Annotated in this window: 6 protein-coding genes and 1 pseudogene; 4 read left to right on the top strand and 3 right to left on the bottom strand. The window is 74.4% G+C overall.

Features of this window, described 5'->3' with window-relative positions; all coding sequences use genetic code 11:
• Window positions 1-288: 288 nt before the first annotated feature.
• The 3 genes and pseudogenes from HCN56_RS20905 to HCN56_RS20895 form a co-directional block, all read right to left on the bottom strand.
• Complete coding sequence (locus HCN56_RS20905) at window positions 289-1,500, bottom strand: pyridoxal phosphate-dependent aminotransferase (protein ID WP_167973431.1); 1,212 nt, start codon at window positions 1,498-1,500, stop codon at window positions 289-291.
• 195 nt (window positions 1,501-1,695) lie between these two features.
• A complete protein-coding gene (locus HCN56_RS20900) occupies window positions 1,696-2,115 on the bottom strand; it encodes a RidA family protein (protein WP_167973429.1) in 420 nt (139 codons plus the stop codon).
• 368 nt (window positions 2,116-2,483) lie between these two features.
• Window positions 2,484-3,260, bottom strand: a pseudogene (locus HCN56_RS20895) (IclR family transcriptional regulator); the annotation flags it as partial.
• 255 nt (window positions 3,261-3,515) lie between these two features.
• Between HCN56_RS20895 and HCN56_RS20890 the strand changes: the two are divergent.
• From HCN56_RS20890 to HCN56_RS20875, 4 genes are all read left to right on the top strand, one after another.
• On the top strand, window positions 3,516-4,784 hold the full coding sequence (locus HCN56_RS20890; protein WP_167973425.1) for an alanine racemase: 1,269 nt from the start codon (window positions 3,516-3,518) through the stop codon (window positions 4,782-4,784).
• A 154-nt stretch (window positions 4,785-4,938) separates the two neighbouring features.
• Window positions 4,939-6,372 (top strand): J domain-containing protein, encoded by a 1,434-nt coding sequence (locus HCN56_RS20885; protein WP_167973423.1) that lies wholly within the window; start codon window positions 4,939-4,941, stop codon window positions 6,370-6,372.
• Window positions 6,373-6,456: 84 nt separating this feature from the next.
• A complete protein-coding gene (locus HCN56_RS20880) occupies window positions 6,457-7,983 on the top strand; it encodes an Hsp70 family protein (protein ID WP_312871333.1) in 1,527 nt (508 codons plus the stop codon).
• Window positions 7,980-8,594, top strand: a complete 615-nt coding sequence (locus tag HCN56_RS20875) for a nucleotide exchange factor GrpE (protein WP_167973421.1) — start codon at window positions 7,980-7,982, stop codon at window positions 8,592-8,594. Before HCN56_RS20880 ends, HCN56_RS20875 begins: the two co-directional genes overlap by 4 nt.
• Window positions 8,595-8,642: the final 48 nt, after the last annotated feature.

Raw genomic sequence — 8,642 nt, 5'->3', positions numbered from 1 at the left:
CCGGAAGTGGTCCCGATCGGCACCGTCCCGACCCCGGAGTCCCTGGACACCGACGGCCTGGACCTCTCCCGTGCCACGGTGCTCGGCCGCGGCGCCCCTCCTACCGCGCCATCACGGCGCACCCCACCACCGGTGGCGTCCAGGCCGCGGGGTCCCCGACCTGACCGCGCGCCCGACCGCTTCCCGGCCGGGCCGGCCGTCCCCTCGCCGGCCCGCACCCGACGGCCCCGCACAACGGCGTGCGGGGCCGTCGGTACGCCGCCGGTGGCCCCGCCGGGGACCAGGGGGTCAGTACTGGGCGTAGCCGTCGAGGAACTTCCCGATGCGGGTGATGGCGTCGGCGAGCTGCTCGGGCGGGGGGAGGGTGACGATCCGGAAGTGGTCCGGCTCGGGCCAGTTGAAGCCGGTGCCGTGAACGATCATGATCTGCTCGGCGCGGAGCAGGTCCAGCACCATCTGCCGGTCGTCCTTGATCGGGAAGACCTGAGGGTCGAGCCGGGGGAAGGCGTACAGGGCGCCCTTGGGCTTGACGCAGGTGATGCCGGGGATCTGGGTCAGCATCTCGTGCGTGATGTCCCGCTGCTCCCGCATCCGGCCGCCGGGCAGGACGAGTTGTTCGATCGACTGCCGGCCGCCGAGCGCCGCCGCGACCGTGTGCTGCGCGGGCATGTTGGCACACAGCCGCATGTTCGCGAGGATCGTCAGCCCCTCGATGTAGCTGGAGGCGTGCTCCTTCGGCCCGCAGACCGCCATCCAGCCGCACCGGTAGCCCGCGACGCGGTAGTTCTTCGACAGGCCGTTGAAGGTCAGCGTCATCAGGTCCGGGGCGACGGCCGCCGTCGAGTGGTGGACCGCGTCGTCGTAGAGGATGCGGTCGTAGATCTCGTCGGAGCAGACCACGAGGCCGTGGCGCCGGGCGATGTCCGTCAGCCCGCGCAGCATCTCCTCGCTGTACACCGCACCCGTCGGGTTGTTCGGGTTGATCACCACGATGGCCTTGGTGCGGTCGGTGATCTTGCGCTCGATGTCCGCGAGGTCGGGCATCCACTCGGACTGCTCGTCGCAGCGGTAGTGGACGGCGGTGCCGCCGGACAGCGAGACCGAGGCCGTCCACAGCGGGTAGTCGGGCGAGGGCACGAGGACCTCGTCGCCGTCGTCCAGCAGCGCCTGCATCGCCATCTGGATGAGTTCCGAGACGCCGTTGCCGAGGTAGACGTCCTCGACGGAGAGCATGATGCCCTTGGTCTGGTAGTGCTGCTGCACTGCCCGGCGTGCGGCCAGCAGGCCCTTCGCGTCGCCGTAACCGTGCGCCTCGCCCACGTTGCGGAGGATGTCCTCCAGGATCTCCGGCGGGCACTCGAAACCGAACGCCGCCGGGTTGCCCGTGTTCAACCGCAGGATGCGCTGGCCGGCTGCCTCCAGCCGCTGCGCCTCCTCCAGGACCGGGCCACGGATCTCGTAGCAGACGTTGGCGAGCTTCGTTGACTGGATGACCTGCATAGCGGTCACCATACGACCGCGCTCGCCGGGGCGCTCTGTTTTTCTCGCCACACGGACGACCGCCGCCCGCGCGCGCCCGGCGCCGCCCCCACCGGGGCCGCGGCTCCCCGGGGCGCGCCCCGCCGGACCGGACCAGGGCCGGTGGGGGCGGGACGCGCCGGGGCGGGCGCGCGGCGGGATCGGAGCGCGGTGGGGTCAGAGCACGGCGAGTGCGTCGATCTCCACCAGCAGCCCCGCGGGAAGGCCCACGTAGACGGTGGTGCGCGCCGACGGCGGCTGCGTCAGCCCGGCGAAGTACTCGTCCCAGATCGCGTTGAACTCGGCGAAGTGCTCCGTGTCGGTGAGGAAGACGCGGATCATGATCGCGTCCTCCCAGGAGGAGCCGCCCTCCTCCAGGACCGCACGGACGTTCTCCAGGGTCTGCAGGGTCTGCTCCCGCAGCCCGGGGCCGACGGGGGAGGGGGACTGGCCGGGCTCGGCGGGACCGAAGCCGACCTGGCCCGCCACCTGGAGCAGCCCACCCTTGATCACGCCGTGCGAGAAGCGGGCCGGCGGGGTGGTGTGGCGGGGCGGGAGGACCGCGGTCTTCGGGGTGGCCGGGGTGTTCTCGGTCATGGGTGTCGCCTTTCCTGGTGGGGTGGTGCCGCGGGCGAGGGCCGGACCGACCGCGAGGTGCGGGTGCGGGTCCGGCCCGTCGGCCGGGCGGGGCTGCGGGGGTGGTGACCGTGTCGCCGTGGACGGTGCCTGCTGCCGCCGGCGGGGTCGGCGCGGGTGCCGGCCGTGGGCGGAGCCGGTCAGCCGCCGGTCGGTGGCGGGCCGTCGTCGTCTGATATCGCTGCCCGGCGACCGTCCGGGGGATGCGTCTCCGGCCGGGATGTCTCCGGTCCGGAGGTTCCCGGCCCGGACGTCTTCGGTCCGGATGTCTCCGGTTCGGAGGTTCCCGGTTCGGGCCGCCTCGGGACGGGATCAGGTGCCGGCGCTGCTGCGGACGCAGTCGGGCGGGCCAGCGCGGGCGGTGTGGTGCGGCCGGTGTAGGCGTCGGTGACGGCGCGGGCGGTCTGCCGCACCTCGGGCAGCAGCGCCAGCACGGCCCGCTCGTCCGCCACCACGATCGGCACCGACACGGAGAGCGCGGCCACCACCCGCCCGTCGTGGCCGCGCACCGGCGCGGCCACGCAGTTGACGGACTCCTCGTGGCCCCCGAGGTCGGTGGCCCAGCCGCGTTCGCGGACCGTCACCAGCTCCGCCAGCAGCTCCGGGGGGCCGGTGACCGAACGCGAGGTGTAACGGGGGTAGGCCAGCCGCCGGACCAACGCCTCGCGTTCCGCGGTCGGCAGGTCGGCCAGCAGCACCTTGGCGACCGCTGCCACGGTGACGGCGACCTCGCGGCCGATGCGGGAGTACATCCGCACCGGGTGGCGGCTCTCGACTTTGTCGATGTACAGCACCCGGTCCTCCTCGCGGATCGCGAGATGGACGGTGTGACCGGTGCGTTCGTTGAGCTCCAGCAGGTGGGGGTGGGCGATCTCGCGGACGTCCAGCTGCTCGGCGGCCCGGTGCGCGAGGGCGAACAGCTGGGAACCGAGCCGGTAGCGCTGGTCGGGCTGCCGGTGCACGAGGCCGTGCGCGTGCAGGGTGCGCAGCAGCCGCAGCGCCGTGGACTTGTGGGCCTCGATGTGCCGTGCCACCTGCTCCAGCCCCGCGGGTCCCTCGGCCAGCAACGGCAGAATCCGCAGCGCGCGGTCCAGACTCTGGCTCACCGGGCACCGCCCGCCGGCTGCGCCCGATCGGCCCGGCCCGTCGGAGCGGCCCGGCGCCCGCCGAGGGCGGCACCGATGGAGGGGCGGACGGTGTGGGCTGCGGAGTCAGGCATGGCGGTCAGCTCCGATCCCGTGGGGCCGGCTTTCCGTTGACCGGCTGTGCGCCGGATGCTAGACAGAGGTGCGCGTAGAGCGCAACGACCGTTGCGCGCGTCGCAACACAGCAGGCCAGGTAGCGACTCATCGGAGAATCCCATGGCTTCCGCACTCGACCGCCTTGCCGACGAGATTGTCGACCACCGGTTCCGCGGGCTGCCGCCCGACGCCGAGGGCCGGACCGTCGGCGACCTGGCCGGCGAGCGGCGAGACCTCCGCACGGGCGGTTTCACCACCCCGGTCCTCACCCTCTCCGCCGAGGCACTCGACCACAACATGCGGGCCCTGGGCGAGTTCGCCGGACGGCACGGCCTCGCCTTCGCACCGCACGGCAAGACCTCCATGGCTCCCGCGCTCTTCCAGCAGCAGATCGACCACGGCGCCTGGGGCATCACCGTCGCGGTGCCCCATCAGGCGCGCGTCGCGCGGGCGTTCGGCATCCGCCGCATCTTCCTCGCCAACGAGGTGGTGGACGCCGCCGCTCTGGCGTGGCTCGCCGGTGAGTTGGCGGCGGACCAGGAGTTCCGCTGCGTCGTGTACGCCGACTCCCTGCGTGGCGTCGAGCTGATGGACGACGCGCTGCGAGCGGCGGGCGCCACCCGGCCGCTGGAGGTCGTGGTGGAACTGGGTACCCCGGGCGGGCGCACCGGCGCCCGAGGGGCGGAGCAGGCCGCGGCCGTCGCGGCGGCGGTCAACGCCTCGCCGGTCCTCGCGCTGGTGGGCGTGGCGGGCTACGAGGGGGAGGTCCCCGACGCCGACGCGGAGAACGTGCGCACCTGGCTCCGCGAACTGGTCTCGCTCGCCACCGCGTTGGACGCCGACGACCAGTTCGCGGCCACCGGCGAGATCATCGTCAGTGCGGGCGGGTCGGCCTGGTTCGACGCGGTCGCCGAGGTCTTCGCCGAACTCCCCGAACTCTCCCGCCCGGTCCTCGGGTTGCTGCGCTCCGGCGCCTACGTCAGCCACGACGACGGCCGGTACCGCGAGATCACCCCGTTCAACCGGCTGCCGCAGGAGGGCTCGCTCCAGCCGGCGTTCCGCCTCTGGGCGCAGGTCGTCTCCCGGCCGGAGCCGGGACTCGCGCTGATCAACGCCGGCAAGCGGGACGTCGCCTACGACCTCGACCTGCCCGAGGTGCAGGCCCTGCGGGGCGCCTCCGGCGCCACGGTCCCCGCACGCGGGCTGTCGGTGACACGCCTGTCCGACCAGCACGCCTTCGTGCGCGGCGAGGACGCGGACCTGCCGGAGGTCGGCGACTGGGTCGGGCTCGGGATGTCGCATCCCTGCACCATCTTCGACAAGTGGCAGCTGATCCCGGTCGTGGACGCCGACGGCTCGGTCGTCGACTTCGTCCGCACCTTCTTCTGACCGTTCCGGGCCCGCCGGCCGGGCCGCGGCGCGACCCCGGTCGGCGTCGCGGGGCCGCGCGCCGCCGTATGCCCGCCCCCGTGTCAGCGGTGGGCGAACGGCGCCGCCGGGCGCGGTTCTTGGCGTCGGCGCGCCGTTGTGCTGGACTAGGGCGATGCGCGCGGGAGAGCCGACCGACCACTACCGACTGCTCGGCCTGGACCCCGGAGCCACGGCGGCACAGATCGCCGAACGGCTGCGCGCCGAGCACCGCAGCTGGCAGCGGCTGACCAGCCACCCCGACCTCGACCGGAGGCAGTTGGCCGAGCAGCGCATCCGGGACCTCGCTCTGGCCCGCACCGCGCTCACCGACCCCGAGCGGCGTGCCGCCTACGACGGCGAACTGGCCGCACGCGCTGCAGCCGAACGCAGAACCGCTGAGCGGGAGTTCGCCGCGCGCGCCGCCGCCCACCGCGAGGCGGCCCAGCGGGAGGCCGCGGAGCGCCGGGCCGCCGAGGCCGCCGCTGCCGAACGGGCCGCCGTGGAACGGCATCGTGCCCAGCGGGCCGCGGCCGCCCACCGGCCGACGGCCCCTCCCGTGCCACCGACGCCACCCTCCGTGGCCCCGGATGCCGTCGACCGCCGGATCGACGGCCCGGCGGCGTCCGTCGTCCGCCCCCGGACCGAGCCCGCCGACATCGCCGCCCCCACCCCTCCCTCGGCGCCCCCCGCACCCCCGGAGGCGCCCCCCGCGCCCCCGGGGCCGGGCGTCGGCGCGGCTGTGGCGCCGCAGCCGATCCCCGTCCTGCTGCGGGAGGCCCGGGAAGCGCTGGCCGCCGGGGACTTCGGCACCACCTGGCGCCGCTCCCGCGAGGCGTGCGACGCGGGCGAGGACAGTGCCGAGGTGTGGCAGCTCCAGGGCCGGGCCGAACTGGGGCGGGGCCGCCGCGAGCAGGCAGCCCTCGCGCTGCGGCAGGCGGTGCGCCGCGCGCCCGAGGACGCGACGGGCCACTTCTGGCTCGGCCGCGCCCACCTCTCCCTCCACGACTGGGGAGCAGCCCTGGTCGCGTTCCGGGAGACGGAGCGACTGTCCCCCGGCGAGGGCGCCTTCCACATCGCGCTGGTCCACCTGGAGGGCGGATCGCCCGAGGAGGCGGTGCCCGTCCTGGAGGAGCTGCTGGCCGAGCGGCCCGACGACGTCACGGTGCGGTACCACCTGGTCCACGCCCTGCTGCGTGCCTCCCAGCGGGTGCCCGGCGTGCGCGGCGCGGAGGACCACACCGTCACCGAGCAGGGCGAGATCGACCGGATGCGGCCCCTGCTGGAGCGTGCCGCCGGGATCGTCGCCGACGAGGGGCAGCGCGAGGACGTGGAGCGCGACCTCCGGTACCTCGAATGGTGCGAGAACCGCCATCCCGCGCGCCCGAGTTGGCTGGCGCCCGGCATGCTGGTCTCCGCGGTGCTGCTGATCGCCGCACTACTGGTGCACCCGCTGGTGTTCGCCGCCGTCCTGGTCGGTCTGCCGTTCGCCTGGTACCGGGCGATCCGCAGGCCGGGTTGGTGGATCAACGCCCGTGCCGCCCGGTGGGACGGGCACACGGGGGGATAGCCGCGCCCGCGCGCGGGAAGTGGTTCGCAAGCGGCGGCGGTCGGTCCGGCCGCGGCGGGATACGACGGAAGAGCGGGAGACGCCGTGACAGGGCGAGCTGTCGGAATTGACCTGGGGACCACGATGTCGGCGGTCGGGGTCGTGGACCGCGCCGGCTGGGCGGAGCTGGTACGCAACACGGGGGGCCGGACCCTCACCCCCTCGGTGGTGCTGTTCACCGGCCCGGACCAGGTGCTCGTCGGGGCGACCGCGCGCAACAGCGCGGTGCTGCAGCCCGACGACTGCGTGCAGTTCATCAAGCGGGAGATGGGCAACCCGCACTACAGCTTCATCGACTCGCACCAGGTCGAGCACCGGCCGGAGCAGGTCTCCGCCTATCTGCTGCGCGCCCTGGCGGACGGGGCGGCCGAGGCGCTCGGCGAGCCGGTCCAGGACGTGGTGATCACGGTACCGGCCTACTTCGACGACACCCGGCGCAAGGCCACGGCGGACGCGGCGCGCATCGCCGGCCTCAACCTGCTGCGGCTGGTCAACGAGCCTACAGCGGCCGCCATTTCGTACGGCGTCCAGCACGGCGACGCGGGCACGGTACTCGTCTACGACCTCGGCGGCGGCACCTTCGACGTGACGCTGATGAAGGTATCCGGCGACAGCTGCGAGGTGATCGCGACCGACGGCGACCGGAACCTCGGAGGCTTCGACTTCGACAACGCCCTGATGCGGTACGTCGCGGAGCGGGTCGCCGAACTCGGCGGCGATGAAGACCTGTTGGAGGACCCGTATCTCACGGCGGAGGTGCGGGAGCGCTGCGAGCTGGCCAAGACGGACCTCTCACAGGCGCGCCGGACCGTGGTGCGTGTGGGGTCGGGCCGTTCTGCGCACGCGGTGGAGATCACCCGCGAGCAGTTCGAGGAGATGATCGAGCCGTACCTGCACCGCACCGAGGTCCTGGTCGAGGGGCTGCTGGAGGACGCGGGGTGGAGCTGGGACCAGGTGGACCGGGTGCTGCCGGTCGGCGGCTCCACCCGCATCCCGGCGGTGCGGGCGCTGCTGGAGAAGCTGTCGGGCAAGAAGCCGGACCTGCGCGTCCACCCCGACGAGGCGGTCTGCCTCGGCGCCGCGCAGCTCGCCGCCCAGGTGGCGGCGGCCGCCGGCTCCGGCGAGGCGCCCGGCAAGGAACTCGCCGTCCGTGACGTCACCTCGCAGTCGATGGGCATCGTCGTGACGGCCGACGACGACGCCGCGCAGCTGCTCAACGACGTGGTGATCGCCCGCAACACCGCGATCCCCGCCATGGTGGAGCGGACCTACCGCACCGTCGCGGAGGACCAGGACGCGGTGTCGGTGCAGCTCACCGAAGGGGAGGGGGAGGTGCTGGAGCGGGTCAACATCCTGACCGAGCAGCCGGTGGACCTGCCCTCCGGGCTGCCGGCGGGCGCGCCGCTGCGGCTCCGCATGAGCTACGACACCGACGGGCTGGTCCACGCGGAGCTGTTCGACGAGACCAACGACCGGCGGCTCGGCGAGATCGAACTGGAGCGGCCGCTGAACCTGGACTCCGGCCGGGTCGAGGAGATGCGCGCCGCGATGCAGCGGATGACGGTCGGATGAGTGCCCCGGGCGGGACGGCGGACGACGCCCCCGGCGCGGGGGCCGGCGGCGGCCCCGAGGCGGAGGGCACCCGGTGCGAGGGCGCGCTCGCCGAACGGATCGACGCGCTGGCGGCGCTGTTCGAGCGCCGCATCCTCGACGACCGCGACAAGCGGCGGCTGCTCGACGAGGCGCGCGACGGACCCTACCGGCAGTACCTGCACCCGATGGTGCACCGGCTCGCGCTGCTCGTCGACCGGCTGGACCGCGAGGCGGGCGGTGTCGCCGCGCCGGGCGACCCGGAGGCCGTCGACCAGGGGCGGGGCGGCGCCGGCCCGTCGACGGCGGGGGAGACCGCCGGCGCGGGCGGCATCGACCCCTCCGAGGAGGTGGCCGACCTCGCCCGCTCGGTCCGCGACGAACTGCTCGACGCACTGGCGGCGCACGGGGTGCGCGAGATCCGGACGACGGGCCCGTTCGATCCCGCACGCCAGGAGGCCGTCTCCGTGGACCGGGACAGCGGCGCCGATCCGGGCACGGTCACGGCGGTGGTGCGGCGCGGGTTCGCCCACGGCGACTGGGTCTTCCGACCGGCGCGGGTCACGGTCGCCGCTCCGGCCCGCCGCCGCTGACCCCGGCCCGCCGCCGCTGACCCCGGCCGGGCGGGCGCGGCCGGCTTG

This window comes from Streptomyces lonarensis, assembly GCF_012033735.1.
In the GTDB taxonomy this organism is placed as follows: Bacteria; Actinomycetota; Actinomycetes; order Streptomycetales; family Streptomycetaceae; genus Streptomyces; species Streptomyces lonarensis.
Note: the sequence above shows the minus strand (reverse complement) of the source record. Positions and strands in the feature narration are given on the sequence as shown.